This window comes from Phenylobacterium sp., from assembly GCF_036821595.1.
GTDB lineage: Bacteria > Pseudomonadota > Alphaproteobacteria > Caulobacterales > Caulobacteraceae > Phenylobacterium.
The window spans coordinates 78,717-99,736 of sequence record NZ_DAISJG010000005.1 but is presented as its reverse complement, the minus strand read 5'-3'; the positions used below and the strand labels follow the sequence as shown (position 1 = coordinate 99,736).

General features: G+C 71.1%; 22 protein-coding genes. 10 read left to right on the top strand and 12 right to left on the bottom strand.

The window, feature by feature from the left end; all coding sequences use genetic code 11:
* Positions 1-36 precede the first annotated feature (36 nt).
* On the bottom strand, positions 37-348 hold the full coding sequence (gene groES, locus V7Z97_RS04625; RefSeq protein ID WP_334161742.1) for a co-chaperone GroES: 312 nt from the start codon (positions 346-348) through the stop codon (positions 37-39).
* Positions 349-586: 238 nt separating this feature from the next.
* On the opposite strand from groES, the gene V7Z97_RS04620 reads away from it, so the two are divergent.
* From V7Z97_RS04620 to V7Z97_RS04590, 7 genes are all read left to right on the top strand, one after another.
* Positions 587-1,804: a cyclopropane-fatty-acyl-phospholipid synthase family protein gene (locus V7Z97_RS04620; RefSeq protein ID WP_334161740.1), complete on the top strand. Its 1,218-nt coding sequence runs from the start codon at positions 587-589 to the stop codon at positions 1,802-1,804.
* A gap of 87 nt (positions 1,805-1,891) precedes the next feature.
* Positions 1,892-2,302: a hypothetical protein gene (locus V7Z97_RS04615; RefSeq protein WP_334161738.1), complete on the top strand. Its 411-nt coding sequence runs from the start codon at positions 1,892-1,894 to the stop codon at positions 2,300-2,302.
* 262 nt (positions 2,303-2,564) lie between these two features.
* Positions 2,565-2,960 (top strand): hypothetical protein, encoded by a 396-nt coding sequence (locus V7Z97_RS04610; protein WP_334161736.1) that lies wholly within the window; start codon positions 2,565-2,567, stop codon positions 2,958-2,960.
* Between the two features lie 134 nt (positions 2,961-3,094).
* Positions 3,095-4,420 (top strand): acyl-CoA dehydrogenase family protein, encoded by a 1,326-nt coding sequence (locus V7Z97_RS04605; RefSeq protein WP_334161735.1) that lies wholly within the window; start codon positions 3,095-3,097, stop codon positions 4,418-4,420.
* Positions 4,421-4,516: 96 nt separating this feature from the next.
* Entirely contained in the window at positions 4,517-5,824 is a 1,308-nt protein-coding gene (locus V7Z97_RS04600) for an MFS transporter (protein WP_334161734.1), read from the top strand.
* 174 nt (positions 5,825-5,998) lie between these two features.
* A complete protein-coding gene (locus V7Z97_RS04595; RefSeq protein WP_334161732.1) occupies positions 5,999-6,754 on the top strand; it encodes a TSUP family transporter in 756 nt (251 codons plus the stop codon).
* 139 nt (positions 6,755-6,893) lie between these two features.
* On the top strand, positions 6,894-7,475 hold the full coding sequence (locus V7Z97_RS04590; RefSeq protein WP_334161731.1) for a GNAT family N-acetyltransferase: 582 nt from the start codon (positions 6,894-6,896) through the stop codon (positions 7,473-7,475).
* Here the strand turns inward: V7Z97_RS04590 and V7Z97_RS04585 are convergent.
* The 3 genes from V7Z97_RS04585 to tadA form a co-directional block, all read right to left on the bottom strand.
* The gene (locus tag V7Z97_RS04585) at positions 7,472-8,356 is read right to left on the bottom strand and encodes an SDR family NAD(P)-dependent oxidoreductase (protein WP_334161729.1); all 885 of its coding nucleotides are present in this window, start codon (positions 8,354-8,356) and stop codon (positions 7,472-7,474) included. The two genes, V7Z97_RS04590 and V7Z97_RS04585, sit on opposite strands and share 4 nt — an antisense overlap.
* Positions 8,357-8,440: 84 nt before the next feature.
* Complete coding sequence (locus V7Z97_RS04580; protein ID WP_334161728.1) at positions 8,441-8,884, bottom strand: DUF6265 family protein; 444 nt, start codon at positions 8,882-8,884, stop codon at positions 8,441-8,443.
* Positions 8,881-9,330, bottom strand: a complete 450-nt coding sequence (gene tadA, locus V7Z97_RS04575) for a tRNA adenosine(34) deaminase TadA (protein ID WP_334161726.1) — start codon at positions 9,328-9,330, stop codon at positions 8,881-8,883. The genes V7Z97_RS04580 and tadA overlap by 4 nt, the downstream gene beginning before the upstream one ends.
* A gap of 12 nt (positions 9,331-9,342) precedes the next feature.
* Between tadA and V7Z97_RS04570 the strand changes: the two genes are divergently transcribed.
* Positions 9,343-10,482, top strand: a complete 1,140-nt coding sequence (locus tag V7Z97_RS04570) for a pseudouridine synthase (RefSeq protein WP_442958007.1) — start codon at positions 9,343-9,345, stop codon at positions 10,480-10,482.
* Between the two features lie 6 nt (positions 10,483-10,488).
* Positions 10,489-11,055 (top strand): 16S rRNA (guanine(966)-N(2))-methyltransferase RsmD, encoded by a 567-nt coding sequence (gene rsmD, locus V7Z97_RS04565; RefSeq protein WP_334161725.1) that lies wholly within the window; start codon positions 10,489-10,491, stop codon positions 11,053-11,055.
* Here rsmD and V7Z97_RS04560 read toward each other — a convergent pair.
* Both V7Z97_RS04560 and mutL read right to left on the bottom strand, forming a co-directional pair.
* Positions 11,045-11,440 carry a VOC family protein gene (locus tag V7Z97_RS04560; protein ID WP_334161723.1) on the bottom strand — a complete coding sequence of 132 codons (396 nt, stop codon included), beginning with the start codon at positions 11,438-11,440 and terminating at the stop codon, positions 11,045-11,047. The two genes, rsmD and V7Z97_RS04560, sit on opposite strands and share 11 nt — an antisense overlap.
* Before the next feature lie 22 nt (positions 11,441-11,462).
* Positions 11,463-13,322, bottom strand: coding sequence for a DNA mismatch repair endonuclease MutL (gene mutL / locus V7Z97_RS04555; protein WP_334161721.1), 1,860 nt, complete (start codon positions 13,320-13,322; stop codon positions 11,463-11,465).
* Between the two features lie 72 nt (positions 13,323-13,394).
* On the opposite strand from mutL, the gene V7Z97_RS04550 reads away from it, so the two are divergent.
* Positions 13,395-14,360, top strand: coding sequence for a TraB/GumN family protein (locus V7Z97_RS04550; RefSeq protein ID WP_334161720.1), 966 nt, complete (start codon positions 13,395-13,397; stop codon positions 14,358-14,360).
* A 38-nt stretch (positions 14,361-14,398) separates the two neighbouring features.
* Here the strand turns inward: V7Z97_RS04550 and V7Z97_RS04545 are convergent, their stop codons facing one another.
* The 6 genes from V7Z97_RS04545 to V7Z97_RS04520 all read right to left on the bottom strand — a co-directional run bounded on the left by V7Z97_RS04545 (position 14,399) and on the right by V7Z97_RS04520 (position 21,006).
* Positions 14,399-14,953, bottom strand: a complete 555-nt coding sequence (locus tag V7Z97_RS04545; RefSeq protein ID WP_334161718.1) for a DUF3035 domain-containing protein — start codon at positions 14,951-14,953, stop codon at positions 14,399-14,401.
* A gap of 78 nt (positions 14,954-15,031) precedes the next feature.
* Complete coding sequence (lspA, locus tag V7Z97_RS04540; RefSeq protein WP_334161716.1) at positions 15,032-15,541, bottom strand: signal peptidase II; 510 nt, start codon at positions 15,539-15,541, stop codon at positions 15,032-15,034.
* On the bottom strand, positions 15,538-18,483 hold the full coding sequence (ileS, locus tag V7Z97_RS04535) for an isoleucine--tRNA ligase (RefSeq protein ID WP_334161715.1): 2,946 nt from the start codon (positions 18,481-18,483) through the stop codon (positions 15,538-15,540). Before ileS ends, lspA begins: the two co-directional genes overlap by 4 nt.
* A 234-nt stretch (positions 18,484-18,717) precedes the next feature.
* A complete protein-coding gene (locus tag V7Z97_RS04530) occupies positions 18,718-19,668 on the bottom strand; it encodes a bifunctional riboflavin kinase/FAD synthetase (RefSeq protein ID WP_334161709.1) in 951 nt (316 codons plus the stop codon).
* On the bottom strand, positions 19,665-20,087 hold the full coding sequence (locus V7Z97_RS04525; RefSeq protein ID WP_334161708.1) for a MaoC family dehydratase: 423 nt from the start codon (positions 20,085-20,087) through the stop codon (positions 19,665-19,667). Before V7Z97_RS04525 ends, V7Z97_RS04530 begins: the two co-directional genes overlap by 4 nt.
* A gap of 46 nt (positions 20,088-20,133) precedes the next feature.
* The gene (locus tag V7Z97_RS04520; protein ID WP_334161707.1) at positions 20,134-21,006 is read right to left on the bottom strand and encodes a TIGR01459 family HAD-type hydrolase; all 873 of its coding nucleotides are present in this window, start codon (positions 21,004-21,006) and stop codon (positions 20,134-20,136) included.
* Positions 21,007-21,020: the final 14 nt, after the last annotated feature.

The window sequence follows — 21,020 nt, the reverse complement described above, 5'->3', positions numbered from 1 at the left end:
GCTGTCCCTTTTTCTAAGATGCCTGGATGTGAGCGCTTAGGCGGCCTTGGCGGCCTTCTCGGGCTCCAGAACGCCCAGGATGTCGCTTTCCTTCATGATCAGCAGGTCCTGGCCCTCGAGCTTGACCTCGGTGCCCGACCACTTGCCGAACAGGATGCGGTCGCCGGCCTTGACGTCCAGCGGCTGGACCTTGCCGGACTCGTCGCGGGCGCCCGGGCCCACGGCGATGACTTCGCCTTCCTGCGGCTTCTCCTTGGCGGTGTCGGGGATGATGATCCCGCCCCGGGTCTTCTCTTCTTCCTCGACACGCCGGACGAGGACCCGGTCACCCAAAGGACGAAACGCCATGTTCTTATCTCCGTCGAGACGGTTGGAATTTGTGGTGACGTGAACGCTGGAGGGGCGCTGCTAGCAGTCGCGGCCCCTGAGTGCTAACGCCGGGCTGGGACGTAAGAAAGCCGCCCTCCGGAGTCAAGCGGAAGGCGGAAAAACCCTGCGGAACCAGCGCTTCCAATCTGCGTTCGCGGAACCTTGGCCGTGGATCGTGGGTTTCTGACTGCACCAGGGACACGCGAGGGGTGCGGTGATGGCTCTGCAAGCCTTCCTGCGCAGGACGATCCGTGAGGGCGACCTGACCGTCCGCCTGCCCGGCGGCGGCAAGCTCGTGCTGGGGGACGGGACGGGGCGGCCGGTGGTCGTCGCCATCACCTCCAGGCTCTGGGCCGCGCGGATTGCGCTGAAGCCGGCGCTGGCCGTCGGCGAGGCCTACATGGAGGGCGGGCTGGTCCTCGAGCGTGGCGACGTCTGGGACTTCATCGACCTGATCGGCCGCAACGCCTGGCGCCGGCCGCTGAAGCGCGCGGGGCCAATCGCCCGCTGGTGGCTGGACCGCCGGCTGCAGGCCAACGCCCGCGCCGCCGCCCGGCGCAACGTCGCCCACCACTACGACCTCTCGGTGGACCTCTACCGGCTCTTCCTCGACCCGGACCTGCAGTACTCCTGCGCCTATTTCCCGGACCCCCATGCGAGCCTGGAGGAGGCCCAGCTCGCCAAGAAGCGCCACCTCGCCGCCAAGCTCCTCCTGCGGCCGGGCCACCGGGTGCTCGACATCGGCTGCGGCTGGGGCGGCCTGGCCCTGACGCTGGCCGAGGAGACCGGCGCGGAGGTGGAGGGGGTCACGCTGTCCACCGAGCAGTTTGCCACCGCCACCCGGCGGGCGGAGGCCCAGGGCCTGGCCGAGCGGGCGCGCTTCTCGCTCACCGACTACCGCGACGTGGCGGGCCCCTACGACCGGATTGTCTCGGTCGGCATGTTCGAACATGTGGGCCGGCCCAACTTCCAGGCCTATTTCGACCAGGTGGCCCGGCTCATGAAGGACGACGGCGTGGCCGTGATCCATTCCATCGGGCGCGCGGAGGGGCCGGCGTTCACCCAGCCGTGGATCGCCAAGTACATCTTTCCCGGCGGCTACATCCCGGCGCTGTCGGAGACGCTGGCTGCGGTCGAGCGGTCCGGCCTCATGGTCACGGACGTGGAGGTGCTGCGCCTGCACTACGCCGAGACGCTGAAGGCCTGGCGCGAGCGTTTCGCGGTGCGCCGCGAGGAGGCCGCGAGAATGTACGACGAGCGGTTCTGCCGGATGTGGGAATTCTACCTGGCGGTCAGCGAGCTCGCCTTCCGCTACCGCGGCCACATGGTCTTCCAGCTTCAGCTCGCCAAGCGGATCGACGCCGTGCCGGTGACCCGCGACTACATGGGCGAGGCCGAGGCCTGGCTCCATCGGCGGCGGCGGCGCGCGGCCTGAGTTCCTGGCCGGATTTCCCTTGGTGGCGCGGCGCGCCGCCCGCTAGGGTCGGCGAAGGGATTGAAACGCTTGTTGGAGTGACCACCCATGCGCTGCGTCATCGGGCTCGCCGCCGCGACCGCCTTCGCCGCCACCGCCGCGTCCGCCGAGACCTGGACCAAGTTCACCGACGGGCCGAATGGCACCCAGTGGTCCTACGACGCCGACTACACCTACAAGGACAAGGCCTCGGGCCGCCTCGTCGTCATGCAGGCGGTCTCCAAGCCGGAGGCCAAGCTCGGCCCCTCGGGTCCCGGCAAGCCCGACGGCGTCGGCTACGTCTACGCCATCGACTGTGGCAAGAAGAACCTGATCACCGTGGCCGCCTACAAGCCCTCGACGAGCTTCGAGATCCCCGCCAGGTGGCGCGACGAGACGCCGAAGAAGGCCACCGGCGCCGAGAACGAGGCCCTGCTCGCCGCCGTCTGCCCGCACGCAGACCACGTGCCGGTGAGATAGGCGGGCCGGGGCCCCCGGCGCAGCCTGTCCAAAGCTTAACTGGAACCGCCGGGCGCCGCTTCCTATCTCAGGGACATGGGATGGTGGCTGAAGCTCCTTCCGGCCCTGGCCGTGCTTGCGCTGGCGATCGCCCTGGTGCTGTCCGCCAAGGCGCCGCCGCTCTACTCATGACCTGACAGGTAATCGACCCGCCTCCTCGGGCGGGGAATGCTCTCCCTCGCCGCCGCCCGCTCCCGGGCCGCGGGGAGATGAGGAGCCCGCCATGTCCGCCGTCCAGTCGTCCTTCCTGCGCCGCGTCATCGCCGTCGACGCCGCCGCCTGCGCCGCATCTGGCGCGCTGATGGCCTTCGCCGCTCAGCCGCTGGCGGCGCTCACGGGCCTGCAGCCCGAGCTCACCCGGCCCGCCGGCGGATTCCTGCTGGTCTGGGCGGCCCTGCTGGCCTTCCTCGCCACCCGGCCGGCCCTTCCGCGGGCGGTGGTCTGGACCCTGATCGGGGTCAATGTCCTGTGGATTGTGGAAAGCGCGCTGGTGCTGATGCTCGGTTGGGCGCAGCCGACGTCCCTGGGCTACGGCTTCGTGATCGCCCAGGCCGCCGCCGTCGCGGTCATCGCCGACCTGCAGTTCATGGGCCTGCGGCGGGCGCAGCGCCTGGCCTGACGGCCCCGCGCGCCGGCGGTCTCCGCCGGCGCGTATCCGCAAGCGCGGCCGAACAGTTGTTTGATTTTCTCCCGATCTGCGCCCATGGTCCCCGGACCTGATGATCGGCTCCAGCACTCTGGGAGGAGTGACCCATGAACAACGTCGCCGCGGAACGCGCGAACTCCAGCTTCGGCCTGAGCCCCCAGGACGAGCTCAATGACCTGCGGATGTCCGACAAGGCGGTGCCGCTCTACAACCAGGTGAAGGCATTCATCCGCGAGGTGGTCGAGCCGGCCGCCGAGGAATTCCACCGCCTGGGCGAAGGACGCCCGAACGTCTGGGACTACGCGCCCGGCCAGCTGGAAGTGCTGGAAGCCGCCAAGGACAAGGCCAAGGCCCAGGGTCTGTGGAACTTCTTCCTGCCCAACGCCGAGACCGGCGAGGGCCTGTCGAACCTCGATTACGCCTACATCGCCGTCGAGCTGGGCAAGAACCGGCTGGCGTCCGAGATCATGAACTGCGCCGCGCCCGACACCGGCAACATGGAGGTCCTGGAGCGCGTCGGCACGCCGGAGCAGAAGGAGCAGTGGCTGAAGCCCCTGCTGGAGGGGAAGATCCGCTCGGCCTACTGCATGACCGAGCTGAACACCGCCAGCTCCGACGCCAAGAACATCGACACCCGCGCCGTTCGCGTGGGCGACGAGTACATCCTCACCGGCGAGAAGCACTACATCTCCGGCGCCGGCGACCCGCGCTGCAAGATCATGATCACCATGGTCAAGACCGGCGGCGAGAACGACCCGCCGCACCTGCAGCAGTCGCAGATCCTGGTGCCGCTGCCCTGCGAGGGCGTCGAGATCGTCGGCGGCCAGCAGGTGTTCGGCGACTACGACGCCCCGCACGGCCACATGCACATCCGCTTCAACAACGCGCGCGTGCCGGCCTCCAACATGCTGCTGGGCGAGGGCCGCGGCTTCGAGATCAGCCAGCTGCGCCTGGGCCCCGGCCGCATCCACCACTGCATGCGCGCCATCGGCTCGGCCGAGAAGGCGCTGGACCTGATGGTCACCCGCGGCATGAGCCGCGTGGCGTTCGGCAAGCCGATCATCCAGCTCGGCGGCAACCTCGAGATCGTCAGCCGCGCACGCATCGAGATCGAGGCCATGCGCCTGATGGTGCTGAAGGCCGCCAAGGCCATGGACGTGCTGGGCAACCGCGAGGCCCGGGTGTGGATCCACATGGTCAAGGCCATGGTCCCCGAGCGGGTCTGCAAGATCATCGACCAGGCGATCCAGATGCACGGGGCGCTGGGCGTGTCGCAGCACACGCCGCTGGCCCGGATGTACGCCAACACCCGCACCCTGCGGATCGCCGACGGCCCGGACGAGGTCCACCACATGGTGGTCGGCCGCAACGAGCTGCAGCAGTTCCGCGAAGGACCGCACGACAGCTCCATGTCGGCGGTGTTCCGCAACTGACGACGCGTCCCGCGCCTGCCGTCGCAGAACGGCGGTAGGCGCGGCCCTGCGGCTGTGCTGTTATCGCTCCCATAAGTGAGTTGGGAGGGATGTCGCATGAGCCCGGCCGCCGCCGCCGCCGACCAGGCGAGCGTGCTTCGGAAGGTCACCTTCCGGCTCCTGCCGTTCATCGGCCTGCTCTATTTCGTGGCCTACCTCGACCGGGTGAACGTCGGCTACGCAGCGCTCACCATGAACGCCGACATCGGCCTGTCCGCCGCGGCCTATGGCGCGGGCGCCGGCATCTTCTTCATCGGCTACTTCTTCTTCGAGGTGCCCTCGAACCTGATCATGGAGAAGGTCGGCGCCCGGCGCTGGATCGCCCGGATCATGGTCAGCTGGGGCGTCCTGTCGTCCGGCATGGCCTTCATCGACGGCCCCGTCTCCTTCTACGTCGTCCGCTTCCTGCTGGGGGTCGCCGAGGCGGGCTTCTTCCCGGGCATGATCCTCTATCTCACCTACTGGTTCCCCTGGGCCGAGCGGGGACGGATCATCGCCGCCTTCATGCTGGCCATCCCGATCTCCAGCGTCATCGGCGCGCCCATCTCCACGGCTCTCCTGGACGTCTCGGTATTCGGCCTGGCGGGCTGGCGGACCATGTTCCTGCTGGAGGGCCTGCCGGCGGTCATCCTGGGCGTGGTGGTGTGGATGTGGCTCACCGACCGGCCGGCCCTGGCGCACTGGCTGACCCCCGAGGAGAAGGCGACGCTGCAGGCCGCCCTGGACCGCGACCACCTGCCGTCCGACGACCACGTGCACGCGCTGAAGGGGGCGGTCGCGAGCCCCAAGGTCTGGCGCTTCGCCCTGGTCTACTTCGGCCTCGTCACCGGCAACTACGGCCTGGGCTTCTGGATGCCGCAGATCGTCAAGGGCTTCGGCGGCCTGACCAACGCCCAGACCGGCTTCCTCACCGCCGGGCCCTACCTGGTCGCCGCGGTGGCCATGGTGCTCTGGGGCCGCCACGCCGACCGCACGGGCGAGCGGCTCTGGCACTTCGTCCTGCCCGCGGTGCTGGCCTCCTCCGGCTTCCTGCTGGCCGCCCAGGGCGGGAGCCCGGCGCTGCAGTTCGCGGGGCTGGCGCTCGGCGCGATCGGGGTGAACTGCGCCGCGCCGGCCTTCTGGGCCCTGCCGACCCGCTTCCTGCGCGCCACGGCGGCGGCGGGGGGCATCGCCCTGATCAATTCGGTGGGCAATCTCGCCGGCTACCTGGGCCCTTCGATCATGGGCTTCCTGAAGGAGCGCACGGGGGCCTACGGCGCGGGCCTGCTGGCGCTCTCGGCAGCCCTGCTGGTCGCCGCGGCGCTCGCGCCCGACTGGGGCGCCCGCCGGCGCCGAAGCTTGGCCCTGGACGCCGACCCGGTGTAAGCCAGGGCCGTCCCATGACGGCCACCAGCCCCCGCCACCCGCTTCTGAAAGGCGCTCGCCCCCCGAGGCTCGCAGCGCCCGTTCCGCTCCGCGCACGATGCGCCGGAGGTCCGCCGCCCGGGGGAGCCTGTGCCTCCCCCGCGGGGCGGGCTCCACGTCCGGAGGACCCCAAAGATGCCCATCCTCACCGCCGCCTTCGTGGCGGCCATGGCCTTCGCCACCGCCACGCTCTCGGGCGTGTTCGGCATGGCGGGCGGCCTGCTGCTCATGGGGGCGCTCGCCCTCGTCCTGCCGGTTAGCGCCGCCTTCGTCACCCACGGCGTCCTGCAGCTCGTCGCCAACGGCTGGCGCGCCGTGCTCCACCGCCGCCACGTGCGCTGGGACATCGTCGGCTGGTACGCGCTGGCTTCCCTGATCGCGGGGATAGCGGTGGCGCTGGTCGCGCTGGCACCCTCCAAGCCGCTTCTGTTCCTGCTGCTGGGCCTGATCCCGCTCCTGACCTGGCTGCCGCAGCGCTGGATCAACCTGGACGCGGCGAAGCCTGCGCAGGCCTTCCTGTCCGGCCTTGCCGTTACTGGGCTCAACCTCTCGGCCGGCGTCGCCGGGCCGCTGCTCGACATCTTCTTCGTGCGCACCGAGCTCAGCCGCCACGCCATCGTCGCCACCAAGGCCGCCACCCAGGTGTTCGCCCACCTGGCCAAGATCGTGGTCTACGGCGCGCCGCTCGCAGGCGTGGCCGGCTCGGGCGTACCGCCGCTGTGGGTGTTCGCCGTGGCGATCCCGCTGTCGATGCTGGGCACCGCGCTCGGCGGCCGCATCCTCGATCGGATGAGCGACGTGAACTTCAAGCGCTGGACGCGGTGGATCGTCACCGGCGTCGGCGGGCTCTACCTCCTCCAGGCGGCGCAGCTCTTCCTGCGCGGCGGCTGAAGGCAAAAAAACACCCGGGACCGCGAGGTCCCGGGTGGGGAAGTCATAGGGAGGAAACGCCCAGGATGGGCGATCCCTCAGGTATGTGCGCAATCGGGCCGTACAAGGGCGGCGGCCGAAAAATCTTCGAGGTCGGGCGATGAATCTGGAACCCAAGGTGCTGGAAGACCGGTTCGTGCGGCTGGAGCCCCTGACGGAGGCCCACAAGCCGGGGCTTCGGGAGGCTTGCGACGCCGATCCCGACACCTGGAACCGACTCTACCCGTTCAGCATGGCCGGCGAGCACTTCGACCCGGCGTGGGACCGGATGTTCGCGACGCCCGCGCCCGGCTGCCTGAACTTCGCCGTGTTGGCGGAGGGCGGCTGCAGGGGCATGACCTGCTACCTGGGGATCGACGGGGCGAACCAGATCCTGGAGATCGGCGCGACCTACTACCATCCGACGTTGCGCGGTGGCCCCGTCAACCCGGCGGCCAAGCGCCTGCTGCTCGCCCACGCCTTCGCGTCCGGAGCCCGGCGCGTGCAGTTCAAGGTGGACGCGATCAACGCCCGTTCCCGCGCCGCCGTGCTGAAGCTCGGCGCGGTGCAGGAGGGAATCCTCCGACAGGACCGGCTGACCTGGACGGGCCGCATCCGCGACACGGTGATCTTCTCGATCCTCGACAGCGAATGGCCGGCCGTGCGCGCGCGCCTCGACGAGCGGCTCGGCGCCTTCGTCTAGGCAGGTACGGCCGCGCCGATGCGGTGGACGTTCTCCGGCTCGGTGAAGAACACCCGGTCGGCGGCGGCGGCGACCTCCTGGGCGGTGTAGGGCCGGCCGGGCTGGAAGCCCTCGGTCTCGACCATCTTGATCTCGCGGACGCCGCGCGCGGAGACGCCGAGGATCTTGCCGGAGTGCTCGGCGGCGAGGTCGCTGACCATGTAGAGCACGCCCGGGGCCACGTTCTCCGGCAGGCTGAGCGGATCCGGCTCCTTGCCCTGGCGGCCAGGCAGGTCCGAGGTCATCCGGGTGTAGGCGCCCGGCGCCAGGCCCATGACGCGGATGTTGTACTTGCGGCCCTCGATGCTCATCACCCGCACCATCCCGTAGATTCCGGCCTTGGCCGCCCCGTAGTTGGTCTGGCCGAAGTTGCCGTAGAGGCCCGAGGTGGACGAGGTCAGCACCATCGCCCCGCCGCCGTTGTCCTTCATCCACTTCCAGACCGGCAGGGCCGTGCAGTAGGTCCCCTTCAGGTGGACCTTGATGACCGCGTCCCAGTCCGCCTCGGAGGTGTTGGCGAAGCTCCGGTCGCGCAGGATGCCGGCGTTGCAGACCAGGATGTCCGCCCGGCCGAAGCTGTCCAGCGCGGTGGCCAGGATGTTCTCCCCGCCCTGGACGGTGGAGACGTCGTCGCCGTTGGCCACGGCGCGGCCGCCCTCGGCCTGGATCGCGTCCACCACCTTCTGCGCCGCGGAGCGGTCCGCGCCCGTGCCGTCGCGCGCGCCGCCCAGGTCGTTGACCACCACGCTCGCGCCCTCGCGCGCAAACAGCTTCGCATAGGCTTCGCCCAGGCCGTTCCCGGCGCCGGTGATGATCGCCACCTTCCCGTCGAGCAGTCCCATCACGATCTTCCCCTATGGTCTAAGTATGGGAGGATCATCCCGCCGCGCGCGCCGCCCTGGCAAGGGGCGGGGCAAGGGCAAGGCTCAGGGGGCGATGCGCGTGTAGCGCCACTCCTGGGCTTCCAGCTTCCCCTTCACCGTCCCCTCCACGCGCGCGCAGAGGTCCACGCCGCAGCGGCGGTAGATCACCCGCTGGGGGAAGTCGTGGGCAAGGTTCTCGAACACCGCCTCGCCGTCCGGCCCGGGCCTGAGGACGAAGGCGGTCGGCGGCTGGTTTCCCACCAGGGCGGTGAAGGTGGCGCCCGCGGGCTCTGCCGTGATGCGGGTGAACTCGATGGAGGGCTTGCGGCCCGGCCGGTTGGTCTGGGCGGCGCCGGCCATGGCCCCATCCCTCGGCGCCAGCCAGGTCTCGCGGACGACCACGCCGTCCTTCTCGTGGATCCAGGAGCCAGCCATCCAGCCGAGCTTCGCCACGTCGGCCGCAGCGTCGGCCATCAGGACAACGGCGGCGAGCCCGGCGAGGATCATCCGGCGGCTCCCTTCCTTCGGGCGCGGAAGAAGGCCTTGAGCATGGCCGAGCTCTCCTCCGCCAGTACGCCGCCCTCCACCGCGGGCCGCCAGTGGCAGGTGGGCTGGTCGAAGAAGCGCGGGCCGTGGACAATCGCCCCGCCCTTGGGATCCTCGGCGCCGAACACGAGGCGACCGATCCGGGCGTGGCTGATCGCTCCGGCGCACATGGCGCAGGGCTCCAGGGTGACCACCAGGGTGAGGCCGGTCAGCCGGTAGTTGCCGAGCTTCTCCGCCGCCCGGCGCAGGGCGACGATCTCGGCGTGGGCGGTGGGATCGTGGCTGCCGATCGGCTGGTTGGCGCCCGTGGCGACCACCTCCCCGGTCGCCGGATCGACGACGACGGCGCCCACCGGCGTCTCGCCGGCGTCGGCTGCCGCTTGCGCGGCTTCGAGCGCGATGCGCATTGTCGCGATGTCATGGTCCACGATCCGCACCGAACCCACGGCCAGCCCGCCGGTCAAGCCCGCACGCCCGCTTCGAAGGCCGGCGGCGAACGCATCGCCAAGGCGTTGGCCCGCGCCGGCGTCGGCTCGCGCCGGGACGTGGAGCGGCTGATCGCCGAGGGCCGCATCGCCCTGAACGGCCAGGTCCTGACCTCGCCGGCCGTCAAGGTGGAGCCGGGCGACATACTCACGCTCGACGGGGCGGTGGTCGGCGAGGCCGAGCCGACCCGCTTGTTCCGCTACCACAAGCCCGTGGGGCTGCTGACCAGCCACAAGGACCCGCAGGGGCGGCCGACGGTGTTCGGGGCGCTGCCGGAGGGCCTGCCGCGGCTGATCTCGGTGGGCCGGCTGGACATCAACTCCGAAGGGCTGCTGCTGCTGACCAACGACGGCGAGCTGGCCCGCGCGCTCGAGCTGCCGCAGGCCGGCGTCCTGCGCCGCTACCGCGCCCGGGCGCACGGCCGCATCACCCAGGAGCGGCTGGACAAGCTGAAGGACGGCATCACCGTCGAGGGCGTCCGCTACGGCTCCATCGACGCGAAGCTCGACAAGGCCAAGGAAGGGCCGCAGGGCGCCAACCTCTGGATCACCGTCACCCTCTCGGAAGGCAAGAACCGCGAGGTCCGCCGGGTGCTGGAGGCGCTGGGGCTGAAGGTGAACCGGCTGATCCGGCTGGCCTACGGCCCGTTCGTCCTGGGGACCCTGGCGCTGGGTGAGATCGAGGAGGTGGGCCCTCGGGTGATCCGCGAGCAGCTCGCCGAGCACATCGCCCCCGAGAACATGCCCAAGGGCGACCGTCCGCAGTTCCAGAAGGCCGCCACGCCGACGCCCAGCCGACGCGGCAAGCCGCCGCCGGAAGGAACGCTGATCGAGCGCGGGCCGCGCCGGCTGGACGAGCCGCGCGCCCGCCCGGCCGGACCGCGCGGCGGCCGCCCGGCGTCCAAGGGCGAGCGTCCCGCCGGCCCCGGTCGCCCCGCCGCGCCCAAGCGCGCCCGCCCGGTCGGCGAGGGCGAGGGGCCGAAGAAGAAGGTCTTCAAGGCCGGTTGGGCCAAGCCGAAGCCCAAGGCCTCCCACTCGCCGAAGAAGCCCGGCGGCCCGAAGCGGCGCGGCTAGGTCCCCATGCGCATCGTTTCCGGAGAGTTCCGCGGCAAGACGCTGGTCGCGCCCGCCGGCCAGGCGACGCGGCCGACATCGGACCGCGCCCGCCAGGCGATCTTCAACATCCTGGAGCACGCTCCCTGGTCGAAGGGGGTGCGCGACGCCCGGGTCATCGACCTGTTCGCCGGCTCGGGCGCGCTGGGCTTCGAGGCCCTGTCGCGCGGCGCCGCCTTCTGCCTGTTCGTGGAGACCGACGAGACGGCGCGCGGAGCGATCCGCGAGAACGTCGATGGCATGGGCCTGTTCGGGCGGACGCGCGTGCACCGGCGCGACGCCACCAACCTCGGCCAGCGGCCGGGCGCCGACGGACCGGCCTTCGACCTCGCTTTCCTCGACCCGCCCTATGCGAAGGGCCTGGGCGAGACGGCCCTTGCGAAACTCGCCGAAGGCGGCTGGCTGGCCCCGGAGGCCACGGTGGTGTTCGAGCGCGGCGCCTCCGAGCCGCCGTTCAGCGTCGACGGCTTCGAGGAGCTCGACGCGCGCGACTACGGCGCCGCGCGCGTCGTCTTCCTGCGGTTCACCAGGTGATGTGCACGCTCTCGGCCGACCGCTCGTGGGGGCCGTGGTAGACCGCCTCGACGTTGTTGCCGTCGGGATCGAAGGCGAAGGCGGCGTAGTAGCCGGGATGGTAGTCCCGTTCGCCCGGTCCGCCGTTGTCGCGTCCGCCGTTGGCGAGGCAGGCGGCGTGGAACCGCTCCACGGCCGCGCGGTCCTTCGCCTGGAAGGCGAAGTGGACGTGGCTCGGCTGCTCGCCGACGTCGACCCAGAGCTCGTCGCAGAAGAAGTAGTCGTCTCCTTCGGTGATCGGCAGGCCGAGGGCTTCGAGCGCGGCCCTGTAGAAGCGCTTCGAGGCTTCTAGGTCCCGGGTGCGCAGGTGCAGGTGGTCGATCAGGCGACCGCGGTGGGTTTCCATGGGGGCCTCCTGTTGCGGGCGGCTAGCGCCGGCCGAACAGGCGCTCGATGTCGGCCAGCTTCAGCTCAACATAGGTGGGGCGGCCGTGGTTGCACTGGCCCGAGTGGGGCGTGGCCTCCATCTGGCGCAGAAGGGCGTTCATCTCCGGCGCGGTGAGCCGGCGGCCCGCGCGGACGCTTCCGTGGCACGCCATGGTCCCGCAGACCTCATCCAGCCGCTCCTTGAGCGCCAGGGCCTGGCCGTTCTCGGCGAGGTCGTCGGCGATGTCGCGGACCAGGCCATGCACGTCCGTCTCGCCCAGCAGGGCCGGCGTTTCGCGCACCAGGACCGCGCCCGGCCCGAACGGCTCCACGACAAGGCCGAGCGCGGCCAGTTCATCGGCGCGGGCCGTGACCCGCTCGGCCTCGGCCGGGTCCAGCTCCACCACCTCGGGCAGCAGCAGGGCCTGGCGGGCGACGCCGCCCTCAGCCATCTCGACCTTCATGCGCTCGTAGACCAGCCGCTCGTGGGCGGCGTGCTGGTCGACGATGACCACGCCGTCGCGCGTCTGGGCGACGATGTAGGTCTCATGCACCTGCGCCCGGGCCGCGCCCAGGGGATAGTCCACCGGATCGAACACCGGAGCCGCCGTCGGCGGCTCGGCGAGACCGGGGCCGGGCTCCGGCGCCCACGGGGAGTCCCATTGGGGCTCGGCGCGGGCGGAGATCTCCGAAAGCCCCGGGATGGCCTGGACGGCTGCGGCGAGCGGGGACGGGGTCCAGCCGCCCTGGCGCCAGGCCGAGAAGCCGCCGGGCGGCTGCGGCGGCGCCTCCTGCGGCCGGAAGCCGCCCAGGGCGGCCATGGAGACGGTGGTGGAGGCCCGGTGCCCGGCGGCGGCCAGGGCGTGGCGCAGGCCGCCGACGATCAGGCCGCGCACCAGGCCCGGATCGCGGAACCGCACCTCGGCCTTGGCCGGGTGGACGTTAACGTCCACGTAGTGCGGGTCGAGCTCGACGTAGAGGGCGGCCAGCGGGTGGCGGTCGCGGGCCAGGAAGTCGGCGTAGGCCGCGCGCAGGGCGCCCTGCAGCAGCCGGTCGCGCACCGGGCGGCCGTTGACGAACAGGTACTGGTGGGCGGCGTTGCCCCGGTTGTAGGTGGGCAGGCCCGCGAAGCCGGTCAGCCGCACGCCCTCGCGCTCATGGTCGATCCCGAGCGCATTGTCCGAGAAGTCCCGGCCCATGATGGCCGAGAGGCGCGCCAGTCGCCCGTCGGGCCCCCTGGTCTCCGCCGGCAGGCGCAGGGTGCGGCGGCCGTCGAGGTCGAGGGCGAAGCTCACCGCCTCGTGCGCCATGGCCTGGCGCTTCAGTTCCTCGGTGATGGCCAGGGCCTCGGACCGCTCCGACTTCATGAACTTCAGCCGGGCCGGCGTGGCGTAGAACAGGTCGCGCACCTCCACCCGGGCGCCGTGCGGGCCGGGGAAGGCGGCGGGGGACACCGCGCCCACCGCGCCGCCCTCGACGAAGATGGCGTGGGCGTCGGCCAGGCCCTTCGCGCGGCTGGTGATCGACAGCCGCGCCACCGAGCCGATGGAGGGCAGGGCCTCGCCGCGGAAGCCCAGCGTCAGGATCTTCAGCAGGTCGTAGTCGCCGTCCTCGCCGGGCGCGAGCTTGGAGGTGGCGTGCCGCTCCACCGCCAGCGGCAGCTCCTCGGGCGGCAGGCCATTGCCGTCGTCGGCGACCAGGATGCGGGTCAGCCCGCCGCCGTCGGCCTGCACCTCGATGCGGCTCGATCCGGCGTCCAGCGCGTTCTCCACCAGCTCCTTGACCGCGCTCGCAGGCCGCTCCACCACCTCGCCGGCGGCGATGCGGTTGATGAGGTCTGGCGGCAGGCGGCGGATCGGCATGGCAAGGCTTTCGCGGACCCCGCAATATAGGACGATTCCGCCGGGGCTGGGGCGCGTCGAAGGGAAACACCCATGCGGGCCTTGAAGCTGGCTGTCCTCGCCCTCGCCCTGGCGGCGGGCCCCGTCCAGGCGCAGACACCGGCGCCCGCCCCGCCGCTGGTCGATCCCGATGCGACCTTGGTGGAGGAACTGGTGGTCACCGGCCGCCTGCCGGGCCCGGCCTGGTGGACCGTCTCCGACGCCGACACCACAGTCTATGTGCTGGGCGTGCCGAGCCTGGCGCCCAAGCGGATGCCGTGGGACCGGGCGATCTTCGAAAAGCGGCTCTCGGGCGCAAACGCCGTGATCCTGCCCTTCACCAACATCCGCGCGAAGACCTCGGGGATCCTGGGGGCGGGCTTCAACCTGCTGCGCCTGCGCTCCGGCGGGCCCTTCGAGGCCCGGCTTGACCCGGCGACCCGCGCGCGGTTCGTGGCCGTGCGCAGCCGGCTGGGCCACGACGCGCGCCACTATCCGACCGGCAATGCGCTGGCCGCGGGCGTGCAGCTCGCCGCCGACTACCGGGAGCGCTCGGAGCTGACCACTACGGACCCGGCCAAGCTGGTCGAACTGCTCGCCCGGCGCGCCGGCGTGCCGGTGGTGGAGAAGACCTACGACATCGGGCCGCTACTGGGGGCGATCATCCGCACGCCGCCGGAGGCAGGCCGAGTCTGCTTCGACGAGGTACTGGCCCAGGCGGAGGCCGGACCGGGCGTTACGCTCGCCGCCGCCCGGGCCTGGGCGGTGGGCGACGTGCCTGGGGCGCTGGAGAACGAGCGCACCTACGAGCGCTGCCTGGTGGCGGTGCCCGGCGGGCGGCAGTTCGACGAGCGGATGAAGGCCGACACCGCGGCGGCCATCGCCTCGGCCCTGAAGGCGCCGGGACACGCCATCGCCCTCGTGCCGCTGCGCCCGCTGCTGGCCGAGCGGGGTGTGCTGGACCGCCTGCGCGGCCAGGGGCTGAAGGTCACCACCCCCGGGGAGGTGGTGCAGGAGTGAGATCCTTCCCCCTTGCGGGAGACGGAAACGTCAGCCGATCAAAGCCCCGGCAGCTTGAACCGGCGCGAGCCGGCGCGTTCGATGACCACGGTCTTGCCGCCGGTGAGCGACTTCACGCGCTCTTCCTCGGACTGGGCGTCGACGGGGGTAGGGGTGTTGTCCACCGCCGCTCCGGCCGGCTGCTCGGTCTTGTCCGAGCGCCAGAACATCACCCGGTCGGCGAAGCTCTTGTCCTTGTGGGCCACGTCGCCGAACTCGTCGTCGACCACGTAGCGGATAAGCGGATCGGCCTTCTCGGCGCCGGCCTTGGCGACCAGCAGCTTCTCGCCGTCGGAGCGGATCTGGGCCTCGCGCTGGCCAAGCAGGGCGGTGCGCGCGGCGCTTTCCGGCTGCAGCTCCTGCGGGCGGGGCTCGCCGGGCGCCGGCGGGCGCAGGGCGTAGTCGGGCGGCACCACCAGCGGCGCCTTGGTCACCACGCGGAACTCGTCGGGGGTCACCTTGGCCATGCCCAGCGCCTTGGAGGTCGACTGGCACCCGGCGAGGCCGGCCGCCGCGAGGATGGCGGTGGCCACGATCACTCGGTTGACGCTCATGAAATCAGAAGCTCCTCAGGGCCGCCCCCGGCCGAACAGGGTGGATACCGCAAGACACCGTTCGGCGCCAACGCGCTTTCAGGCCGCATCCTCGGTCGGGTTGGCGGACGTTCCCCGCTTTTCGCCCCGGATCATGTCGATAAGAAGGAGGGCGATGCCGATGTTGATGGCCGCGTCGGCGACGTTGAACACCCAGGGGAAGTAGAGCGCCGAGACGTCGATGAAGTCCGCCACCGCCCCGAACCGGATGCGGTCGATGACGTTGCCGATCGCCCCGCCCATGATCAGGCCCAGCGCATACGCGAGGATCGGCCGCCCGGCCTTGCGCACCCAGAGCGCCAGCACGACCGAGACGCCGATGGCGAAGGCCGCCAGCGCCCAGCGGGTGAGGTCCTGGTCGGCGCGCAGGAGGCCGAAGCTGACGCCCTGGTTCCAGACCATGGTCAGGCTCAGCGGCCCGGCCACGGGCACGCTGCCCCGCGCCGGCAGCTCGAAGACGTAGAGGATCCAGTACTTCGAGAGCTGGTCCAAGAGGACGCTGACCGCCGCGATGGCGTAGGCGGTCCAGCCGAGCTTGGTCACCTTCATGCGTCCACCTTGCCGTGCGCCTCGTCCCAGGCCGCGACCGCGTCGTCGCAGCGCACGCAGAGGTACTTCGGCGCCGACACTTCCGGAAGCACGCGCCAGCAGCGGGCGCACTTCTGGCCCGGCGCGCGCTCCACGAGAGCGGCGACCGCGGGATCCTCCGCATGGCGTTCCGCCCCGGCCGGCGGCGGCTCGTGGACGATCCGCGTGTCGCTGGTGACAAAGACCTCGGAGAACATCTGCTCGGGCGACAGCCCGTCGACGCGGACGTCCGCGCCCCCCGCCTCGCCGTGCTTCGCCGGGTCGTAGTAGAGCACCGCCCGGGCCTCGAGGTTGGCGCCGATCTCCTTGGCGACGCGGGCCTGCTCCAGCTTGGCGTTGACCATGGCCTTGGTCTTGAGGAGCGCGCCCCAGCGGATGGCCTCGGCCTCGTTCTTCCATTCCGCAGGCGTCTCGGGGATCACCCGCAGGGCGTTGGAATGGCCGTTCGGGAACCGGGTCGCCCAGGCCTCTTCCATGGTGAAGGGGATCAGCGGCGCGAGCCACGCCGTCAGCCGCTCGAAGGCCGCGTCCATCACCGTGCGAGCCGCGCGGCGGCGGAGCGCGTCGGGGCGGTCGCAGTAGAGGCTGTCGCGTCGGATATCGAAGAAGATGGCCGACAGGTCGTTCTGGCAGAAGTCGAGCAGCGGCCGGATCACGTCCTGGAAGACGTAGCCCTCGTAGGCCGCGCGTACCTGGCCATCCAGCTCATGCAGCCGGTGCAGGACGAACCGCTCGAGCGAGGGCATGTCGGCGTAGTCCACCGCCTCGTCGGGCGTGTAGTCCGACAGCGCGCCCAGCATGTAGCGGAGGGTGTTGCGGAGCTTGCGGTAGGCGTCGGAGGTGGTCTGCAGGACCGTCTTGCCGATCCGGCTGTCGTCCGAATAGTCGATCATCGCCGCCCACAGGCGGATGATCTCGGCGCCCGACTCGCGGATCACCTGCTCGGGATCGACGACGTTGCCCTTCGACTTGGACATCTTCTCGCCGGCCTCGTCCATGGTGAAGCCGTGGGTGAGGATGGCGTCGTAGGGCGCGCGGCCACGCGTGCCGGAACTCTCCAGTAGCGACGACTGGAACCAGCCGCGGTGCTGGTCGGAGCCTTCCAGATAGAGGTCCGCCGGCCACCTGGTGTGGGCCCGGCCCTCCAGGGTGAAGGCGTGGGTCGAGCCGGAATCGAACCAGACGTCGAGGATGTCCTCGACCTTCTCGTAGCGCTCGGCGTCGTGGTTGCCCAGGAAGTCGGACGCCGGGCGGTTGAACCAGGCGTCGGCGCCCTCGGCGCGGATGGCGTCCACGATGCGGCGGTCGACGTCGGGGTCGTGCAGCGGCTGGCCGGTGTCCTTGTCCACGAACATGGCGAGCGGCGCGCCCCAGGCCCGCTGGCGGCTGATCAGCCAGTCCGGCCGGCTCTCCACCATGGCGCGGATGCGGTTCTTGCCCTGGGCCGGATAGAAGGCGGTGGCCTCGATGGATTCCAGCGCCGCCTCGCGCAGGGTGCGGCCGCCGAGTTCCTTGGTCTGCACCGGCTCGTCCATGCGGATGAACCATTGCGGGGTGTTGCGGAAGATCACCGGCGCCTTCGAGCGCCAGGAGTGCGGGTAGGAGTGCTCGAGCCGGCCGCGGGCCAGCAGGCGGCCGGCCTCGATCAGCTTGGAGATCACCGCGTCGTTGGCCGGGCCGAACTTGCCCGCCTTCTTGCCCTCGGTCTCCAGCACCTTGAGGCCGCCGAACAGGGCCACGTGCGGATAGTAGGCGCCGTCCGGATCGACGGTCTCGGGGATCTCGCGGTGGCCGTGGGCCAGCCAGACCAGGTAGTCGTCGGCGCCGTGGCCGGGCGCGGTGTGCACGAAGCCGGCGCCGGCGTCGTCGGTGACGTGGTCGCCCGCCAGCATGGGCACCTGGAAGCCGTAGTGGCCGTCCAGCGCCGCCAGCGGATGTTCCAGCACCATGCCCTGGCAGTCCACGGACTCGACCTTGCGGTACGCGGCGACCTTGGCCGCCTTCATCACCTCGTCGGCCAGCTTCTCGGCCAGGATCAGCCGGTCGCCCGGCTTGGCCCAGGGCTCGAAGGCCAGGTCCTGCTCCATCGCGTCCACCTGGTAGACGGCGTAGGCGATGTCGGGGTTGTAGCTGACCGCCCGGTTGGCCGGGATGGTCCAGGGCGTGGTCGTCCAGATCACCACGCAGGCGTGGCGGACCGCGTCGGAGCCCTCGACCACCGGGAACTTCACCCAGATCGTGGGCGAGACGTGGTCGTGGTACTCGACCTCGGCGTCGGCGAGCGCCGTGCGCTCCACGGGGCTCCACATCACCGGCTTTGAGCCGCGGTAGAGCTGGCCGGACGCCACGAACTTGTGGAACTCGGCGACGATGGCGGCTTCGGAGCCGTAGTCCATGGTCGCGTAGCGGTTCTCCCAGTCACCCAGGACGCCGAGCCGCTTGAACCCGGCCTTCTGCACCTCGATCCAGTGGGCGGCGTACTCGCGGCAGCGCTGGCGGAACTCGGCCTTGGAGACCTCGTCCTTGCGCCGGCCCTTGGCGCGCAGCTCCTCCTCGATCTTCCACTCGATCGGAAGGCCGTGGCAGTCCCAGCCCGGCACGAAGTCGACGTCGTATCCCAGCAGGAAGCGCGAGCGGACCACGAAGTCCTTCAGCGTCTTCTGCAGGGCATGGCCGATGTGGATCGCGCCGTTGGCGTAGGGCGGGCCGTCGTGCAGCACGAACAGTTCGGCGCCCGCCCGCTGCCGCTCGGCGCGGATGGCGTGGTAGAGCCGGGCCTCGTCCCATTTCGCCAGGATCTGCGGCTCCTTCTGCGGGAGCCCGGCGCGCATGGGGAAGGGCGTCTCGGGAAGGAAGACGGTCTCGCGGTAGTCGCGAGCAGGCTTTTCGGCGTCGTCGGCCATTGAACTCTGTTCCGGCTGGCTCGGGATCAAGGGGTGCGGGAGGTAACCCGGCGCGCGCTGGAGATCGTCCGGCGGCGTCACGCCGGGCGGTTAATTCGCACGCTCGTCCGAACCTGGGTCATCGGCGGCAGGCTCTAACAGAGTAGGGCGGCGGATAGAAGCCGGTGATCTCGCCCGTTCCGCGCCGAAGTCGACGGATCGGGCCGGGGGGCGTGCGGATCGGAGGGGAGACGCTCAGTCGAAGTCCGGGATCAGCAGGTCGCGGGCGGCCCGGGCGTCCCTCATGACCTGGGCGGTCATCTCCTCGAGGCCGGCGAACTTCTCCTCGGGGCGGAGGAAGGCGATCAGGTCGGTCTCGATGACCTGGTCGTAGAGGTCCTCGTCGAAGTCGAAGAGCCAGACCTCCAGCAGGGGCGCGGTGATGCCGTCGACGGTGGGGTTCACGCCGATGTTGGCCACGCCCGGGACGCGCCGGCCGTCCTGCAGCCGTGTGCGGGTGGCGTAGACGCCGAACCTCGGCGTCACATAGTCGGCGAGCGGCACGTTGGCGGTGGGGAAGCCCAACTTGCGGCCGAGCTGGCGGCCGCGCTGCACAACACCCTCGATGGCGAAGGGCCGGCCGAGGATCTCCGCGGCCTCCTCGGGGCGGCCCTGGCGCAGGGCCTCGCGCACCGCGGTGGACGAGAACTTGTCGCCGCTCCCGCCGGCCACCGGCTCGGCCACCGAGACGCCGAAGCCGAGCTCCTCGCCGTACTGGCGCATGGTCTGGGGCGTGCCGGTGCGGCCCTTGCCGAAGGAGTTGTCGAAGCCCACCGCCACGTGCCGGGCGCCCAGGCCCTCGTGCAGCACCTTCGTCGCGAACTCGCGGTCGGTCATGTTGGCGAGCTCCGCGTCCCAGGGCAGGACGTAGACGGTGTCCACCCCCAGGGCCTCCAGGGCTCGGGCCAGCTGGTCGAAGCGCATCAGCCGGAAGGCCGGCTCGTCGGGCCGGAAATAGGTCCGGGGGTGCGGGTCGAAGGTGATGACCCCCAGCGGGGCCCCCAGGTCGCCCGCCGCCCGGGCCGCCAGGGCGATGACCTTCTGGTGGCCACGATGGACGCCGTCGAAGCTGCCCATGGCCACCGCCGCCCCGCGGTCGGCGGCGGGCAGGTCCTTCCAGCCGCGGATGACCCGGACGCGGCTCATGCGGACCGGCGGGCGACCATGACCACGGCCTCGCCGTCGATCACCGTCTTGCCGTTCACCTGGCAAACCGTCTCCAGCGTGGCGTGGCCGCGCTTCTCGTCCAGCGCCTTCACGGTCACCCGGGCGGTGACCGGGTCGCCAATCTTTACCGGCCGGCGGAAGCGCAGGGACTGCGACAGGTAGATGGCTCCCGGCCCCGGCAGCTTCGTCCCGAGGACGGCGGAGATATAGGCGGCGCCCAGCATGCCGTGGGCGATCCGACCGCCGAAGGTGGTGGTCTTCGCATAGGCCTCGTCCAGGTGCACGGGGTTGGTGTCGTGACTCACCTCGGCGAAGGCCTCGATGTCGGCAGCGCCCACCACATGGGTCAGCTCCGCGGTCTGGCCTACGGTCAGCTCGTCGAAATAGAAACCCTGCACGCCCGCCGCTCCCCTTCTTCCGATCCTTACCTAGGAACGCCGCGCCTCACCAGACCAGGTCGGCCATGGCCCAGGTGGCGGTGAGGCCCTCGATGGACAGCAGGTGCTCCACGACCTTCGGCTGGAGCCTGCCGTCGCGCACCGTCTCCTCGCCGTGGATGCCGTTGGCGATGAAGGCCGCGTCCAGCTTCTGCGCATTGGCCCCGCGGATGTCGGTGCCCAGGCCGTCGCCGATGCAGAGCACACGGGACCGGTCCGCCGGACGGCCCAGCCGCTCGGCGGCCTTGGCCAGCGCGAGGTCGTAGATCGCCGGGTGCGGCTTGCCGGCCATCAGCACCCGCCCGTCGAGCGCCTCGTAGAGTTGGGCGAGCGCCCCGCCGCAGTAGATCAGCTTGTCGCCGCGCTGCACGACGATGTCCGGATTGGCGCAGATCATCTCCAGGCCCCGTTCGATCGCCCGGCAGAAGTCCTCACGGTAATCCTCCGGGACGTCGTTCTCGTCGTCGAACGGCCCGGTGCAGGAGATGAAGGCCGCCTCGTCCAGGGCCGCCTCCCGAAGACCCAGGCCCTCGTACAGCGGCCAGTCGCGGTCGGGGCCGATCTTCCAGGTCGGGCCCGGAGCGCGCTCGGCCAGCAGCACGCGGGTCGCGTCGCCGGAGGTGACCACCTCGGCGAAGGCCTTCCGGGGCACGCCGAAGCCCATCAGCTGCTCGATCACCGGAGGATGGGGGCGCGGCGCGTTGGAGATCAGCACGACCGGCCCGCGCCCGGCGTTGAACCGCGTCAGCGCCTCGCAGGCGGCCGGGAAGGCCTCGCGGCCGTTGTGGATCACGCCCCAGATGTCGCAGAGCACCACGTCGTAGCGGTCGGAGATCTCGGCGAGGCCGGAGGCGAAGGCGGGCTGGGCGGCGGCGGTCATGGCCGGGCGGGGCT

Coding starts and splice junctions, on each gene's coding strand:
- lspA (WP_334161716.1), bottom strand. CDS start 15,541: ATGAAGGTGACCAAGCTCGGCTGGACCGCCTACGCCATCGCGGCGGTC.
- V7Z97_RS04560 (WP_334161723.1), bottom strand. CDS start 11,440: ATGGAAACCCACCGCGGTCGCCTGATCGACCACCTGCACCTGCGCACC.
- V7Z97_RS04545 (WP_334161718.1), bottom strand. CDS start 14,953: ATGAGCGTCAACCGAGTGATCGTGGCCACCGCCATCCTCGCGGCGGCC.
- V7Z97_RS04620 (WP_334161740.1), top strand. CDS start 587: ATGGCTCTGCAAGCCTTCCTGCGCAGGACGATCCGTGAGGGCGACCTG.
- V7Z97_RS04590 (WP_334161731.1), top strand. CDS start 6,894: ATGAATCTGGAACCCAAGGTGCTGGAAGACCGGTTCGTGCGGCTGGAG.
- V7Z97_RS04580 (WP_334161728.1), bottom strand. CDS start 8,884: ATGATCCTCGCCGGGCTCGCCGCCGTTGTCCTGATGGCCGACGCTGCG.
- V7Z97_RS04550 (WP_334161720.1), top strand. CDS start 13,395: ATGCGGGCCTTGAAGCTGGCTGTCCTCGCCCTCGCCCTGGCGGCGGGC.
- V7Z97_RS04615 (WP_334161738.1), top strand. CDS start 1,892: ATGCGCTGCGTCATCGGGCTCGCCGCCGCGACCGCCTTCGCCGCCACC.
- V7Z97_RS04595 (WP_334161732.1), top strand. CDS start 5,999: ATGCCCATCCTCACCGCCGCCTTCGTGGCGGCCATGGCCTTCGCCACC.
- groES (WP_334161742.1), bottom strand. CDS start 348: ATGGCGTTTCGTCCTTTGGGTGACCGGGTCCTCGTCCGGCGTGTCGAG.
- V7Z97_RS04530 (WP_334161709.1), bottom strand. CDS start 19,668: ATGAGCCGCGTCCGGGTCATCCGCGGCTGGAAGGACCTGCCCGCCGCC.
- rsmD (WP_334161725.1), top strand. CDS start 10,489: ATGCGCATCGTTTCCGGAGAGTTCCGCGGCAAGACGCTGGTCGCGCCC.
- V7Z97_RS04600 (WP_334161734.1), top strand. CDS start 4,517: ATGAGCCCGGCCGCCGCCGCCGCCGACCAGGCGAGCGTGCTTCGGAAG.
- V7Z97_RS04520 (WP_334161707.1), bottom strand. CDS start 21,006: ATGACCGCCGCCGCCCAGCCCGCCTTCGCCTCCGGCCTCGCCGAGATC.
- V7Z97_RS04585 (WP_334161729.1), bottom strand. CDS start 8,356: ATGGGACTGCTCGACGGGAAGGTGGCGATCATCACCGGCGCCGGGAAC.
- V7Z97_RS04570 (WP_442958007.1), top strand. CDS start 9,343: ATGGTCCACGATCCGCACCGAACCCACGGCCAGCCCGCCGGTCAAGCC.
- mutL (WP_334161721.1), bottom strand. CDS start 13,322: ATGCCGATCCGCCGCCTGCCGCCAGACCTCATCAACCGCATCGCCGCC.
- tadA (WP_334161726.1), bottom strand. CDS start 9,330: ATGCGCATCGCGCTCGAAGCCGCGCAAGCGGCAGCCGACGCCGGCGAG.
- ileS (WP_334161715.1), bottom strand. CDS start 18,483: ATGGCCGACGACGCCGAAAAGCCTGCTCGCGACTACCGCGAGACCGTC.
- V7Z97_RS04610 (WP_334161736.1), top strand. CDS start 2,565: ATGTCCGCCGTCCAGTCGTCCTTCCTGCGCCGCGTCATCGCCGTCGAC.
- V7Z97_RS04605 (WP_334161735.1), top strand. CDS start 3,095: ATGAACAACGTCGCCGCGGAACGCGCGAACTCCAGCTTCGGCCTGAGC.